The organism is Ruegeria sp. BI12 (genome assembly GCF_056537985.1).
This window is the reverse complement of the sequence record NZ_JBQFSL010000002.1, coordinates 464238-479257: the sequence shown is the minus strand read 5'-3', so window position 1 is coordinate 479257 and position 15020 is coordinate 464238. Positions and strand designations below refer to the sequence as shown.

Sequence of the window (15020 nt, the reverse complement as noted above, 5' to 3'; positions counted from 1 at the left end):
ATCAAGATGTCGCTGGATTCTACGACCAAGACCGAATTCCCAGTTCCCGCGGGCGTGTTCGCCGAAACCGTGACCGAGGTGAAGCACTACACCGACCGGTTGTTCAAATTCCGCATCACCCGCCCTGCATCTTTCCGGTTTCGCTCCGGTGAGTTTGTGATGATCGGCCTGCCAAATGCGGAAAAACCCGTGTTCCGTGCCTATTCCATTGCATCCCCCAACTGGGACGAAGAGATCGAGTTCTATTCGATCAAGGTGCCCGGCGGCCCGCTGACTGAACACCTGCAGAAAATTCGCGAAGGCGACACGATTTTGATGCGCAAAAAGCCCACCGGCACATTGGTCAATGATGCGCTATTGCCGGGTAAACGGCTGTGGATGTTCTCGACCGGAACCGGCATTGCGCCTTTTGCATCGCTGATCCGCGACCCTGAAACTTATGAGAAATTCGACGAAGTTATCCTGACGCACACCTGCCGAGAACAGGGTGAACTGGACTATGGAAAGGAACTTGTCGCCGCGCTCAGATCAGATCCGCTGGTCGGCGAGATGGCGCAGAATTTGCGGCACTATTGCACCCTCACGCGTGAGGATTATCCGTTCACAGGCCGGATCACCGATCTGATGGCATCCGGCAAAGTGTTCGAGGATCTGGGCCTGTCGCCAATCTCACCTGAAACGGATCGGGGGATGATCTGCGGCTCGATGGCGATGCTGCAGGATACCAAGGCCGCACTGGAGGGGTTCGGGCTGGAAGAAGGCGCGAATAACAAACCTGCAACTTTTGTGGTCGAACGCGCCTTTGTCGATTGACCAACCGGGGCTCTGCCCCGGCCCGACACCGGGATCCGGTGAAATGCTCTCACACCGGATCCCGCGTGTCTCGGGGCTTACTGATTGTCCCGCTTTCCCGTCTTGTTCAAAAATGCCTCCATCCCGGCCCGCGCTTCGGGTGAGGATTGGGCAATCGCGGCAGCCAGGCTTTCAGTAAAGAAGCCATCACTGGCCGACATATCGTTAATGCGCGTGATCGCCTGCATTATCATATAGTTGGACAAAGGCGCATTCTCGGTCACACGCCGGGCCAACTCCATCGCTTTATCGAACACGGTTCCGTCCGGCTCAACATAATGTGCGAGCCCGAGCTGCAGCCCTTCGTCCGAGCCATAGCGCCGACCGGTCAGCATCATCTCCATCATCCGGCTGGCCCCAATGATCCGGCCAACACGTACGGTGGCGCCGCCACCTACAAAGATCGCGCGTCTTCCTTCTGGCAGTTCATAGAATGTGTCCTGTTGCGAAACCCGGATATGAGCGGTCATGGCCAGTTCCATCCCGCCGCCCAGCACACCGCCGTTCAATGCGGCAACAACCGGAACCCGGCCGTATTCGATCTTGTCGAAAATCCGGTGCCATAGGCGACATTCATGCATGGCCCCGGCCGCGTCGCGCATCGAATGTTCCAACAGGTCCAGCCCAGCACAGAAATGCTGGCCGGAGCTGCGGATCACAACTGCACCGATTTCATCGGGAAGGGTGTCAAAATAGTGCTCGATCTCGAACAGCAGACCGTGATTGATCGCATTGAACTTGGCAGGTCGGTCCATGGTTAAGATACCGACCGGGCCATCTGTTTCTGAGGCGATATGAGTGTATTCCATTGCAAAGACCTACTTGGGTTCAAGACGGATCGCGCCGTCCAGGCGCACGCACTCGCCGTTCAGCATGGTGTTCTCGATCATGTGCGCAGCCAAGCGCGCAAATTCAGCCGGCTGTCCAAGGCGCGACGGGAAAGGTACCTTGGCGCCCAGGCTGTCCTGAACCTCTTGCGGCAGCAAATCCATCATTGGCGTCGAGAATATACCCGGCGCAATCGCCATCACCCGAATACCTGAACGCGCGAACTCACGCGCTGCCGGCAGGGTCAGGCTGGCGACGCCACCTTTGGAAGCGGAGTAGGCCGCCTGCCCGATCTGCCCTTCAAAAGCAGCAGCTGAAGCGGTGTTGATGATGATCCCGCGCTCGTTATCCTCAAGCGGGTCGTTTTGCATAATCCGCTCGGCCGCCAGACGCATTACATTGAAGGTGCCGATCAGGTTGATCTGTACGGTTCGGGCGAACCCGTCCAGCGCGGCCGGGCCAATGCGCCCAACGATCCGCTCGCCATGCGTAACGCCGGCGCAATTGACGATAACGCGGGGCAAACCATTGGCGGCAATCGCCGTGTCCAGCGCCGCTGTGACCTGTTCCTCGTTGGTGATGTCGCAGGGCGCGGCTATGGCCCCCAGTTTCTCTGCCGCCTCGTCCAGCTTATCGCCGGGCAAGTCAAACAAGGCCACTTTCGCCCCGCAGGATGCAAGATATTCGGCCGTCGCAAACCCCAGCCCTGAAGCACCGCCAGTCACGATTGCGGATGCGTTTTCAATTCTCAATTCAAATCTCCCTGTACGCTTCGAAAGCCATGACGCAACGAAATCAAGCTTCTGTCTTGAACGATTTCCTGTTGCATCATGCCCATTTAATCGCAATTAGTGAACGATCAATAATACATTTGCATACTAACAAACTTTTAGATAGCTTGATTTTCAAATGATGCATCATGCCGCGCCCAGCGCGACCCGATGGCAGGGAGAGGAAAAATGAGCATTTCAGCCCAACAAAAAGAAAACGGCTTGGTGTTTCTCGAAAAATTCGCGCCTTCACAGGTGTTACGTGAAGACCTGGGTGACGGCGCCTTTGTCCTGCGCAGCCCCTACCCGCTGAATATAGATGTACAGTGTGTTTCCGAATATTTGGAACGCTGGGCCGAAGAAACTCCTGATCGCCTGTTTCTGGCCGAACGCGGGCGGGACGGTGAATGGATTAACGTCACCTATTCGGAAGCTTTGGCTCAAACCCGCTCACTGGCTGCATTTCTACTCAGTAAGGGCTTGGGCAAAGATCGCCCGCTGTTGATCCTGTCCGGCAATTCGGTCCGGCATGGCCTACTGATGCTGGCCGCTATGCACGTAGGCATTCCGGTGGTGCCGGTATCCGTTCCGTATTCTCTGTTCGACAAGTCGTTGACCAAACTTCGCCATATCATTCGGACCACCAACCCCGGAATGGCCTATGCGGGTGATACCAAAGACTTTGCCCGGGCTTTCGAATACCTCGCCTCGGAAGACATCGAACAGTTGTCGGACAATGGCGCGCTAACGTTTGACCACGCCCTTGAATTCATAGCTGGTGAACAGGTTGCCCAAGCGCGGGCAGCGATCGATCACGACACGTTGGCCAAGATCCTTTTCACCTCCGGCTCGACCGGATTGCCCAAGGGAGTGATCGTCTCGCAGCGCATGATGCTGGCGACGCAAGAAGCCGTGGCCCAGATCTGGCCGTTTCTGGAAAGCGCCCCGCCTGTCGTGGTAGATTGGTTGCCTTGGAACCATACGTTCGGCGGCAATTTCAACTTCAACATGATGCTGCGCAACGGCGGCAGCTTTTATGTCGATGATGGCAAACCCGTGCCGGGAGAAATTGAAAAGACAATTCGCAACGTGCGCGATGTCTCACCCACCCTGTTTTTCAACGTCCCGCGCGGTTTTGACATGCTGTTGCCGGTCCTGCGCGAAGACACTGCCTTTCGCAGCGCCTTTTTCAAACGGCTTGATCTGATCTTTTTCTCAGGTGCCGGGCTACCGGACCATCTTTGGGAAGGCCTGGAACAATTGGGCGTTCAGGAACGCGGCGAAAATATCCCGTTTGTCAGCGCCTGGGGCCTGACCGAGGCGATGATGGCCACCTGTGTGCATTTCCCAATCGACAAGGCGGACGTTATCGGCGTGCCCGGGCCGGGGTCCGAGATCAAGTTCCTGCCCAACGGTGGCAAGCTGGAGATGCGCGTTCGCGGCCCGCATGTGACAACAGGCTATCTGAACAACCCCGAAAAAACCGCCGAGGCGTTCGATGACGAAGGGTACTTCCTGACAGGCGATGCGGGACGGCTGCAGGATCCCGACGATCCATCGCAGGGCATCGTTTTTGATGGCCGTATCTCGGAAAACTTCAAACTGATGACGGGCACCTGGGTCGCCGTGGGCAACCTACGTGTTGCGTTGCTGCAAGCCCTCAGCCCGATTGCGTCTGATGCGGTAATTACCGGCCATGACCGGACCGAGATTGGCGCGCTATTGTTCCTCAACGCAGATGAGTGCAAGGCCCTTACCGGGCGCAATGACACTTTGGCAGGTTATGCCGACGATCCTGCTGTGCGCGCGTTTATTTCCGAGCGGTTGGTCGCGTACAACGCCAGACAAACCGGCAGCGCCACACGCGTGAAACGTGTTCGCGTCGAACGTGATGCCCCGTCGGTTCAAAAGAACGAAATCACCGACAAAGGGTACATCAATCAACGCCTTGCACTGGAATTACGGGCTGACGCGGTCACCGGATTGTATGACGGGACCGAGGATGTGATCGTATTAGGAAAGACTGCCACATGATCGACTACACCGCTTCAGAGGCTGAGATTGCCTTTGTCCTCAAGCACATCGGCCGACCTGAGCGTTTGCCGGATTGGAGCGACGATCTGGCCGAGGCCCTAATTCCCGCCCTAGGCCGTTTCATCAACACCGAGATTGCGCCTCTGGACATGATCGGCGAGGAGCAAGGCGCGCGGCTGGAAAATGGCCGTGTGCGGATGCCACCTGAAATGGTCACCGCCTATAAGCGCTATGCCGAAGCGGGTTGGCCGGGCCTTTGCGCACCAGAAGAGTTTGGCGGACAGGAGTTGCCACACATTCTGGGTGCCGTTCTGGCAGACATGCTGGCTGGCGCCTGTATTTCCTATGAGATGGTATTGAGCCTGGCGCAGGGGTGCATCCGAACCGTAAGTGCTTCCGGCAATGAAGACCAAAAGGCACGGCTGCTACCGCCGCTGGTATCGGGTGAATGGATGGCCTCCATGTGTCTGACCGAACCGGATGCGGGGTCAGATCTGGGCCGGATCAAGACCACGGCGACACCTGAGGGTAATGGTTACACGCTCAGCGGAAACAAGATCTTTATTTCGGGCGGCGACCACGATTACACCGACAATGTGTTGCATCTGGTGCTGGCGCGTACTCCGGAAGCTGCGCCTGGCGTGCGTGGGCTAAGTCTGTTTGCCTGCCCTGCAGTATTACCGAATGGAACGCGCAACACGGTTCAAACGGTCCGCATCGAAGAAAAGATGGGCATGCACGGCTCACCCACCTGTCAGATGGCATTCGATTGCGCACAGGCTGAATTGCTGGGCAAGGAAGGTCAGGGACTGGCCGCCATGTTCACCATGATGAATGCCGAACGTCTGGACGTGACCCTCCAAGCCGTTGGTCAGATGGATGTCGCGTTTCAGCGGGCGCGGACCCATGCGGCCGGCCGACGTCAGGGCACCACGTCTGGGGGTACAGCGCTGATCACCGAACACGGCGATGTGCAGCGGATGCTGCTGGACATTTGCGCCTATACGCTGGGTTGCCGGGCTATGGCATATCGCACCTTTGTCGATATTGACCTCGGTGCCGATCAGGGCCTTCTGGATATTCTGACCCCCACGTGCAAGGCGTTTGCGACCGACGCGGTCAATGCCGCCTCAAGCCAAGCCGTGCAGATTCACGGCGGCTATGGGTTCTGCAAAGAATACCGGGTCGAGCAGATCATGCGCGATAGCCGTATCATGGCCATCTACGAAGGCACCAACGGTGTTCTGGCCACCGGAGTGGCCCGCCGCGCAATTCGGGCCAACGATGGCGCGACGGCAAATGCATTTGCCGAATTGGTTGCAGACGGGCCAACCTCCCTGGAACTGGCCGACGCCATCGACGCCTGGAAGGCGGCCACCAAGGCCATGCAGGCAAGCGCCGACATCGGACCATCTGCCACAGATTACATGCGCCTGACCGGCCTGGTTTATTTCGGTCGCGTCTGGGCCGATCTCGAAGCTGCCGCGGATGAGGCCCCGGAACCCGAATTGTTGCGCGCAGCCGCAGCCCATGTCCGGGCGCGAATCCTGCCTGAAGCCGGGTTACTGCGGCATCGTATCCTTAATCCAGAACCTACGCATTCTGCGGCGATCTTCGCCGCGTGAAAACCAAGGAAGACACATGACTGACTTTACGCTTCCCGAAGCCAGCCCTCAGGCCGACGCGGCATTCCGTTCCGGCCTTGTTGCAGGCAAATTCCTGATCCAGCGTTCAAAAACCACGGGCGAGTACAATTTCTACCCACGGGCCCTTTCCCCCACCACCGGAGCAGACGATCTGGAATGGGTCGAAGCCTCGGGCCGCGGCACCGTCTTTGCCTCGACCATTATCCGGCGCGCTGCAAAGTATGGCGGTGACATCAACAACGTGCTGATTGATCTGGATGAAGGTCCGCGCATGTTCAGCCGCATTTTGGACGTGGACAACGAAGCGATCACCATTGGCATGAAAGTACAGGCCGTCGTGATGACCCCCGATTTCGGCCCCAACGCAAAATCCGGCGAAGCCGCCGTGTTCTTCAAGCCCGCGGAATAGGGAATTCAAACATGGCACATGCACTTCGCGGCAAATCCGCAATCGTCGGCAAAGGCTATTGGGGTCTTGGCAAAACGCCCAACACCTCACCTATGGAACTGATCGCCAAGGCAACGCAAAACGCTCTTGCCGATGCAGGCATGGACCTGTCCGAAATCGACGGCGTCTGTGGCGGCACATTCTACCACTTCTTTCCGACCCTTTCGATTGCCGAGTATTTGGGCATAAAACCGACATGGGCGAATTCGGACATGGTGGGTGGCTCGTCCTTCATGTCCTATCTGGTCGAAGCCACTATGGCGATTCAAGCGGGCCTGTGTAAGAACTTTCTGATCTGCTACGGATCGAACGCGAAATCTGCACGTGACCTCAACGGGTTGATTGAAACCCCCCAATGGGAACGCGCCTATGAGCCAATGGTCCCGGTCCCGGGTTATGCCTTTACCGCGCAACGCTATGTGCACGAGTTCAACGTGCCCAAAGAGCATTTCGGTCATGTCGCCATCTCGGCCCGGAAATGGGCCCAGCTGAACCCCGACGCGACAATGCAGGATGACCTGACGATGGAGGAGTATCTGAACTCGCCCATGGTTGCCGATCCACTGGCCGTTCTGGATTGCTGCTTGATGTCGGATGGCGGTGCCGCGATCATCGTGACCTCAGCTGACCGCGCAAAGGACTATCAGGAAAAGCCTGCCTATTTCCTGGGTGGCGGCAATGCCATTTCCCATCGCGAGATCAGTCAGGCCGCGACCCTGACCACCACCTGTGCGGCCGAAAGTTCGAAACGTGCGTTCGAGATGGCCGGTATCACCACCAAGGATGTGGACGTAGTCGAGCTTTACGACGCCTTTACCATCAACACGCTGCTGTTCCTCGAAGATATGGGCTTTGTGAAAAAGGGCGAGGCCGGGGCATTTGTGGCCGATGGCAACATCGCGCCAGGCGGCTCGCTGCCGGTGAACACCAATGGCGGCGGGTTAAGCTGCGTGCACCCCGGCATGTATGGCTTGTTCTGCCTGATCGAGGCAGCAACCCAAATCCGGGGCGATGGCGGAGACCGGCAGATCGACAATGTGAACATCGCAATTGCGCATGGAAATGGCGGTACGTTCTCGAACGAGTTCACAACCATTCTGGGGAGCGAAGCGTCGCTTTAAACAATCAAAAAGGGGGCATTTGTGCCCCCACCCCAACACTTAAAGTGCAGAAAACCGTTTGCCAGACGGGCTTCAAATGCTTGGTGTAGACACCGATCGAACCCGCCGTACATATCGCCGCGTTTGAGCGCCGCCTGCCCAAGAGGAATCCTCCGCAAGTGTCAGGTACCGATAGATTCAATCACTCCAAAATCGTATCTACAGATTGCCCAAAAGGCCGACCATCGTTTAGATGGTCGGTCAAACTACTAGCCTACGTTGTTGGGTTTCTAAGCAATCGGCACACGCGCCGCAGGTGGGGTGGAACGCGAGCGTCCGGTACGCATCTTGCCATCAATCATAACGGCCCCAACTCCGGGGATGTTGCCCACTGCCATGGCTTCCAAAACACTCTTGCCAACCGATCCGTCGGGACGATCCATGAACACCAGATCGGCTGGTCGGCCGGGCGCGACGATTCCCTGCGCCAGATCCCGTCTTTTTGCCACGTTCCCGGTTCCGCAGCACCACGCTTGTTCGGCAGGCAATCCGCCAAAACTGGTCAGCAGAGTTGCCATGCGCAACATTCCGTTCGGCTGAACACCCGATCCTGCCGGTGCGTCGGTTCCGATCAGGAAATCGGCCAAACGGTCTTCGACCAGCGCCCCCTCCAGCGTTACGATTACGGATTTTTCATTACCGTTATGTACGGCTTCAAGTGCACCATTTGCGTGACGGCAGAGCTCTCGGATTTCATCCTGGGAAATTGACGTCGGCCCGCCATTGATATGGCTGACCACATCCGGTTGCGCCTCAAGCACATCAGCTGCACGCACATCATGAGAGCCTGCGATCGAAGGGCCACCAGTGTGCATGATGGTCTCAATTCCCAATTCCCGACACCAACCAGTAACGCGTGCAGCGTCCGGGCCTTTTGCCACGGTTCCGAGACCAATCTCTCCGATATGTCGAATTCCAGCCGTTTTGATTTCGGCGTAGAAATTGCGGTCAAAATCAAGTTCCGGCACGGGCGCGCCCGCCAGAACCTTGGCACCGGCAGGCCGGAAGTTCGAATAACAACGTTGCGCCACCATCGCCAACGCCTTGACGCCTTCGGCGTCTTTGGGGCGGCCGGGCAGATGAACTTCGCCCGCCGAGATAAAGCTTGTGACGCCACCATTCACATTCATCTCAATCCAGCCAAGCTGACTCTGACGCGGGGTCCAATCGCCGAAAACCGGGTGGCAATGCCCATCAATCAGACCCGGCGCGACCGCACAGCCAGAGGCATCAATGATGCGATCCGCATCGCCATCCTCAAAACCCACAATCACGCCATCCTCAATGAGAAGGCAATCGCTGTCGGCAATAGGCGCATCCAGATCACCCGTCAGAAGCAAACCGATGTTCCGGATGAGTGTGCGACCCTTTTCCGGCGTGTCTTTTGGTGCGTCAGCCATCTGATCCCCCATTTGGCGTGTCAAATCATGTTCTAAATCCGAGCCAAGGAAGTCGCACCAACAAGCCGTTCGGCTGTCAGGCTTTCCTTGTCTATTTTCATTAGTATACAAGCGATATTAGAGTGCTTGTGTCAAGACCTTCTGGTCGGCGTCAAGCGTTGTCTGTTTCACGTTGTCTTACCAGACAAATCTCGTCGGCACATGATACGGGGTGCGTTATTGGCAAAGTTAAACAGATTTTCGAAGTCGCGATTGTTTTGTTCGGCCCACGCTTCGGTTGGCGCTCCGTCAGCGCCTTGCATACCTGCCTACCCATCAGGTTCTTGGGACCAGCAGCAGTGTGTTTTTTCCAAAAAGCGGATTAGTTGGGGTCTCGATCCGGGTCCAAGCCTGGCAACAGTGCGGCTTCGCAATTTGAGTATGTATAAGGTTGAACAAGAGTTGCGTTTTCAAGGCATTACCCGTGTTCAATGTTCGATAAGAAAACGCTAATTTCGAACTCCTAAGTTGAATATTGTTTGATTCATATAACGCAAAAAGGGCGCTCTGTTTCCAGAACGCCCTTCAGCACCGCTGCCTGTGAAGAAGGAGGAGTTACAGACAGCGATTGGCCCGGAATACTACGCCGGGTTCGCCGGCCTGCATGATCATTTCGTGACTGACAGCACGTGGCAATGCCCGTGACATGAAGGCGCGCGCAGCATCTATCCGATCTGCATAGTATTCTGGCGATTGTGACCCACCGGCAACCTTGGCCATACGCGCAATCCGGGCCGACATCCAGGCCGATACGCTCAGCGCCACAATTTCCAGATAGTCGCACGCGCCAGAGAGCACGTCACCTTGCGCGGTGCTCAGGACCCAGTCAGTCGTACGCCCAAGTCGGGATGCCGCATCGCGCAGGTTACTTTCGACATCCGAAAGGTCGTTACCCAGGTGACCCGCCTCGTCCAGCATGTCGGCGATCAGTCCCTTGACCACGGCACCATTGTCGCCGCGCACTTTGCGCATGACCAAATCGCGGGCCTGAACGGCGTTTGTCCCCTCGTAGATCGCAGTAATCCGAACGTCGCGCACCAATTGCTCGACCCCATAATCCTTAATGAAACCGTGCCCACCATGCATCTGCACAGCCTCATTTGCCATGCGCGATCCCATGTCAGACAGATAGGATTTAACCACCGGAGTCAGCAGCGACAGACGCGCATCCGCCTCTTTGCGCTGTTCAGGCGTATTGGCGCGATGCGCCGCGTCTAACAGACCAGCGCCATAATAGGCCATCGCACGGCCGGCATCCATTTCGCCCTGCGCGGTCAGCAACCGGCGGCGCACATCCGCATGAGCGATCAGCGGATCAGCTGGGCCCATCGGGTTCATAGGTTCCCCGTCCGCGCGTCCCTGAAGGCGTTCGTGGGCATATGATGTCGCAGTCTGAACTGCAGCTTCGGCCACGCCCAACCCTTGCAGGCCAACCGACAGGCGCGCGGCGTTCATCATCACGAACATCGCGGCCAGGCCCTTGCCCTCTTTGCCGACAATCCAGGCTTTGGTGTCCTTGAACGAAATGGCGCAAGTGGGTGATCCGTGGATACCCATCTTATTCTCGATCCCAGCGATGGTGATCGAGTTTTGCTCACCCGTCGTGTTGTTGTCCGCGTCAAGCATGTATTTCGGCGCCAGAAATAGTGACAGTCCATGTGGGCCGGGCTGGGCCCCTTCGACCCGTGCAAGGATCAGGTGGGCGACATTTTCCGACATGTCGTGATCGCCCCAGGTGATGAAGATCTTGTTGCCGGTGATGGCATAAGACCCGTCATCATTACGGACCGCCTTGGTGCGGATCAGACCCAGGTCGGTGCCGCAATGCGGCTCGGTCAGGTTCATGGTCCCTGCCCAGTTTCCGGATGTAAGTTGCGGGCAGTAGACTGACTTTTGCTCGTCCGAACCATGGGCCATCAGCGCTTCGACAACGCCGAAGTTCAGTTCGTGGATCAGGGCGAAGGCCAGATTGGTTCCGGCCATGCCTTCGCGCAAGGCTGCGTGCAGGACAAAGGGCAATTGCTGACCGCCATACTCTTCCTCCAGCGCCAACGCATTCCAGCCGTCTTCGCAGAACACCTTGTAGGCGTCGCCAAACCCGGTGGCGGCATAGACCTGACCATCTACCAGCCGAGCGCCGGGGCTGTCGCCGGCCTCGTTGCAGGTGGCGAGATTATCGCGCACGAAACCATTGATCGCATCAACAACGGCAAAGAACGTGTCCTTGTCACAATGCTCGTAGCCCGGCAGCGCCAGAGTTCTGTCGAGGTCCAGCACCTCATCCAGCAGAAACGCGATATCCCGTTGAGGAAGTTGATAATCCATTCTGCGTTTCCCTTAATTTTTCAGCGGCTTACCAGTGGTCATAGTGTGGCGCATCCGCTCGATCGTCTTGTCCTGGCGGATCAGACGCATCATGCTCTGGGCTTCCAGCTTATGCAGCGCTTCTTCATCCAGCGCGCCACCATCGCCACCAGCCAGAACATGCGCCGTTTCACGAGCGATCTCGACCGTATAGGGCGCATCTGCCGTCGCTTCGGCCAGCACGGCCAGCTTCGGTTCCAGCGCAGCGTTGATCGCAGCAGCGTCCAGCGCGATTTCGGCCTTGACCGGAGCGGCATAGCCATTGGCCAGTTCCAAGGCGGCCGATTTCGCGTCCGCCAGCAAACGGTCCCGGTTCATCACCACACCATCGCCTCTACGCAGATAGCCGGCATGTTGCGCCATGGCGGCAGACCCCACCATCAGCGCCTTAGAGATGACATCAAATGCAGCTTCGGCCCCTTTTACCGGATCGCCCAATTCCGCTGTCTTGCGCAGCAACAGGGCAGTTGTTCCACCCCATGCGGGCAGTAGGCCGACATTGGCCTCAACCAGTCCGATATTGCTTTCCAGCGCGGCCATGACCCGATCCGAATGCATCAGGATTTCACATCCACCACCCAGGGCCAGACCACACGCAGCCGAAACAACAGGAAACGGCGCGTATTTGATCTTGCGCATCGTAGCCTGACCGATGGCAAGTTGCCCTTCGACCAGATCCAGCTCTCCGGCATCTGCGCGGTCCAACGCCTTTCTAAGGTTGGCGCCAACCGAAAAGTGATTGCCGTCCGAACCGATGACCATCGCCCTGAAATCACGCCCGACAATTTCCAGCACATCACTAATGCCGGTCATGACCTGATCGTCGAGGGCCGCATTCGGTGCGGTGATCGACAGCAGCGCGACACCATCGCCCATGTCACGCAGGGCAATGGCTTCGGTGGAGAAAACCGGATCATCCGTGAGGTCCAACGCAAAGATCACTCCGGGCCCGCGCGGTACATCCGCCTGTTGACCTGAGGGCAGCAGAACTTTGCGATCCCGGCCCTGCCCCGAATAGAAGCCGCCACGTTCCGCCGCCAATGCCAGCAAGGGCGGTACGTCCTGACCTTCTTCAGCAAGACGGGCAACAATCTTGGCTACGCCGATCTTATCCATCAGGCGGAACGGGCCCATGCGCCAGTTGTATCCCAACTCCATCCCCGCATCGACGGCCGCCGGGCTGCCGGTGATTTCAGGCACGCAATAGGCAGCATAGGAAAGGGTCGCACTCATAACGGCCCAGGCGTAGTCAGCCAGCCGGTCACCCTTTTGGTCGATGAAATCAATTCCAAAAGTCTTCGCCAGTTCCGGCGCTTTGGTTCGAGGGCGGTACTCCAGCGTGGTAAGGTCGATGGCTTGGGCAACGGTCTTTCCCGCCGCGTCTCTGGACCGGCGATAAAACCCTGATCCATCACCTTTACGCCCGACATAACCTTTTGCCGCCATCCGATCGAACGTATCGACACCCTCGGTGTGGATCTGTTGCGGATCGTCGGCCTCAAGCAGCGACCGCATCGACAGGCGCGACTTGCCCATCAGGTCGATGCCTACCAGGTCGAACAGACCAAAAATCCCAGTTCCGGGAACACCGAAGGGGCGCGACAGAACGGCGTCGGCCTCATCAACCGCGATACCACGCGCGACGGCCTCTCGGACAGCAGCGTTCATCCACAGTCCGCCCAGACGGTTGGCGATAAATCCAGGGCGGTCGTTGCAGGGCACAACGGTTTTGCCCAGTCGTTCATCACTATAGGCACGTGCGCGTTCCGTAACCGACGGATCGGTGTCGGGGCCCGTCACGAGCTCAAGAAGGCGCATATATCGCGGCGGGTTGAAGAAATGGGTGATGATAAATCGTCTGCCCAACCCTTCATCCAAATCAGCCACCAGATCTGCCAGCGGTATTGTCGAGGTATTCGAGCTCAGGATAGCGTCATCGCGCAAATGCGGTGCGATTTTGGAATAGAGCTCACGTTTGACCCCGACATCCTCCAACACAACTTCGACCACCCAGTCGCACGTCGAAAGCTGATCCAGATCATCGTCCAGATTGCCAGCTGTTAGCCGCCCCGCGTAAGCGGGATCAGCCAGTTGCGGAGTGCGGCCCTTGGTCATACGTGCGATGGCGCCCTTGGCCAGCGCAGAACGATCCTCTGCCCCTTCGGGCACAATATCCAGCAGAACCACCTGCGCGCCGGCATTGGCGAAATGCGCGGCGATACCCGCGCCCATCACGCCCGAGCCGATAACGGCGACTTTGTTAATCTCGCTCATTTACAGGACCTCAAACAGGCCAGCCGCGCCCATGCCGCCGCCGATACACATGGTGGCGACAACATACTTCGCGCCGCGTTTCTTGCCCTCGATCAGCGCGTGGCCGACCATGCGAGTGCCTGACATGCCATAGGGGTGGCCCACTGAAATCGCGCCGCCATCGACGTTCAAGATTTCATTCGGGATACCAAGTTTGTCGCGGCAATACAGGGCCTGTGACGCAAACGCCTCGTTCAGTTCCCACAGGCCTATATCGTCCATCTTCAGGCCATTGCGTTCCAGCAATTTCGGCACTGCAAACACCGGGCCAATACCCATCTCATCGGGTTCGCAGCCTGCAACGACATAGCCCACATAACGACCCAGCGGTTCCAGTCCCCGCTTTTCGGCCAGCTTTTCTTCCATCACGACCTGCGCCGAGCCACCGTCGGACAGTTGCGAGGCGTTACCGGCGGTGATCCATTTGCCCTCACCCATGACCGGAGCCAGAGCCTGCAAGCTTTCCAGCGTGGTCGACGGGCGGTTGCATTCATCCTGAGCCAGCGTGACCTCTTCATAGGTGATCTCGCCGGTTTCCTTGTTCTTGTTCGCTTTGGTGACGGTGATCGGAACGATCTCGTCATCGAACTTGCCCGCCTCTTGCGCCGCGGCAGTGCGCTGTTGCGACTGCAGGGCAAACGCGTCCTGCGCCTCGCGGCTGATACCGTAGCGGTCGGCAACGGTATCAGCGGTCTGGATCATCGGATCATAGAAACCGGGGATGTTTTGGTCGATCCAGCCCTCTTTCAGTCGATAGGTGTTGTCGCGCCCCATCACCAGCGAGATGCTCTCGGCACCACCGCCGACAACCACGTCACAGCCGTCGACCATGACCCGTGAACAGGCGCGTGTCAAAGCCTCAAGGCCCGACGAGCAGAACCGATTGATCGTCTGGCCCGACGCGGTGACGGGCAGGCCGGCACGCATGGCAACCTGACGGCCCAGATTTCCGCCATTCGCCCCTTCCGGCACGGCGTTACCAATGATCACATCTTCGATCTCGGACGGATCAACACCGGCGCGTTTAACTGCCTCGGCAACGGCGTGGCCACCATAGACGGCGGGGTGCGTGTCATTGAAGGCACCGCGGAAGGCTTTGCCAATGGCTGTACGGGCGGTCGAGACGATAACGGCAGAACGCATGGTTTTGATCCTTGAAGGCAGAA

General features: G+C 57.8%; 11 protein-coding genes. 5 read left to right on the top strand and 6 right to left on the bottom strand.

Going from position 1 to position 15020, the window contains the following annotated elements; genetic code table 11:
• Window positions 1-6 precede the first annotated feature (6 nt).
• Window positions 7-813 carry a ferredoxin--NADP reductase gene (locus ACR0AK_RS15425; protein WP_480793966.1) on the top strand — a complete coding sequence of 269 codons (807 nt, stop codon included), beginning with the start codon at window positions 7-9 and terminating at the stop codon, window positions 811-813.
• Between the two features lie 77 nt (window positions 814-890).
• Here ACR0AK_RS15425 and ACR0AK_RS15420 read toward each other — a convergent pair whose 3' ends face one another.
• Window positions 891-1661, bottom strand: a complete 771-nt coding sequence (locus ACR0AK_RS15420; protein WP_480793965.1) for a crotonase/enoyl-CoA hydratase family protein — start codon at window positions 1659-1661, stop codon at window positions 891-893.
• A 9-nt stretch (window positions 1662-1670) separates the two neighbouring features.
• A complete protein-coding gene (locus ACR0AK_RS15415) occupies window positions 1671-2432 on the bottom strand; it encodes an SDR family NAD(P)-dependent oxidoreductase (protein WP_480793964.1) in 762 nt (253 codons plus the stop codon).
• A gap of 207 nt (window positions 2433-2639) precedes the next feature.
• Between ACR0AK_RS15415 and ACR0AK_RS15410 the strand changes: the two genes are divergently transcribed.
• From ACR0AK_RS15410 to ACR0AK_RS15395, 4 genes are read left to right on the top strand one after another with little or no spacing between them, the layout of a single operon-like run.
• Entirely contained in the window at window positions 2640-4484 is a 1845-nt protein-coding gene (locus tag ACR0AK_RS15410) for a feruloyl-CoA synthase (protein WP_480793963.1), read from the top strand.
• Window positions 4481-6109, top strand: coding sequence for an acyl-CoA dehydrogenase family protein (locus ACR0AK_RS15405; protein WP_480793962.1), 1629 nt, complete (start codon window positions 4481-4483; stop codon window positions 6107-6109). Before ACR0AK_RS15410 ends, ACR0AK_RS15405 begins: the two co-directional genes overlap by 4 nt.
• A 16-nt stretch (window positions 6110-6125) precedes the next feature.
• Window positions 6126-6539, top strand: coding sequence for a Zn-ribbon domain-containing OB-fold protein (locus ACR0AK_RS15400; protein WP_480793961.1), 414 nt, complete (start codon window positions 6126-6128; stop codon window positions 6537-6539).
• 11 nt (window positions 6540-6550) lie between these two features.
• Window positions 6551-7699 (top strand): acetyl-CoA acetyltransferase, encoded by a 1149-nt coding sequence (locus tag ACR0AK_RS15395; RefSeq protein WP_480793960.1) that lies wholly within the window; start codon window positions 6551-6553, stop codon window positions 7697-7699.
• A 269-nt stretch (window positions 7700-7968) separates the two neighbouring features.
• Here ACR0AK_RS15395 and ACR0AK_RS15390 read toward each other — a convergent pair whose 3' ends face one another.
• The 4 genes from ACR0AK_RS15390 to ACR0AK_RS15375 form a co-directional block, all read right to left on the bottom strand.
• Entirely contained in the window at window positions 7969-9138 is a 1170-nt protein-coding gene (locus tag ACR0AK_RS15390) for an amidohydrolase family protein (protein ID WP_480793959.1), read from the bottom strand.
• 594 nt (window positions 9139-9732) lie between these two features.
• The gene (locus tag ACR0AK_RS15385) at window positions 9733-11502 is read right to left on the bottom strand and encodes an acyl-CoA dehydrogenase family protein (protein ID WP_480793958.1); all 1770 of its coding nucleotides are present in this window, start codon (window positions 11500-11502) and stop codon (window positions 9733-9735) included.
• Window positions 11503-11514: 12 nt separating this feature from the next.
• On the bottom strand, window positions 11515-13815 hold the full coding sequence (locus ACR0AK_RS15380) for a 3-hydroxyacyl-CoA dehydrogenase/enoyl-CoA hydratase family protein (RefSeq protein WP_480793957.1): 2301 nt from the start codon (window positions 13813-13815) through the stop codon (window positions 11515-11517).
• Entirely contained in the window at window positions 13816-14997 is a 1182-nt protein-coding gene (locus tag ACR0AK_RS15375; RefSeq protein ID WP_480793956.1) for an acetyl-CoA C-acyltransferase, read from the bottom strand.
• Window positions 14998-15020 lie beyond the last annotated feature (23 nt).

Bases quoted from the DNA above. Each gene is read 5' to 3' on its own strand.
- ACR0AK_RS15425 (WP_480793966.1), top strand. From the start codon at position 7: ATGTCGCTGGATTCTACGACCAAGACCGAATTCCCAGTTCCCGCGGGC.
- ACR0AK_RS15420 (WP_480793965.1), bottom strand. From the start codon at position 1,661: ATGGAATACACTCATATCGCCTCAGAAACAGATGGCCCGGTCGGTATC.
- ACR0AK_RS15410 (WP_480793963.1), top strand. From the start codon at position 2,640: ATGAGCATTTCAGCCCAACAAAAAGAAAACGGCTTGGTGTTTCTCGAA.
- ACR0AK_RS15405 (WP_480793962.1), top strand. From the start codon at position 4,481: ATGATCGACTACACCGCTTCAGAGGCTGAGATTGCCTTTGTCCTCAAG.
- ACR0AK_RS15400 (WP_480793961.1), top strand. From the start codon at position 6,126: ATGACTGACTTTACGCTTCCCGAAGCCAGCCCTCAGGCCGACGCGGCA.
- ACR0AK_RS15395 (WP_480793960.1), top strand. From the start codon at position 6,551: ATGGCACATGCACTTCGCGGCAAATCCGCAATCGTCGGCAAAGGCTAT.
- ACR0AK_RS15390 (WP_480793959.1), bottom strand. From the start codon at position 9,138: ATGGCTGACGCACCAAAAGACACGCCGGAAAAGGGTCGCACACTCATC.
- ACR0AK_RS15385 (WP_480793958.1), bottom strand. From the start codon at position 11,502: ATGGATTATCAACTTCCTCAACGGGATATCGCGTTTCTGCTGGATGAG.
- ACR0AK_RS15380 (WP_480793957.1), bottom strand. From the start codon at position 13,815: ATGAGCGAGATTAACAAAGTCGCCGTTATCGGCTCGGGCGTGATGGGC.
- ACR0AK_RS15375 (WP_480793956.1), bottom strand. From the start codon at position 14,997: ATGCGTTCTGCCGTTATCGTCTCGACCGCCCGTACAGCCATTGGCAAA.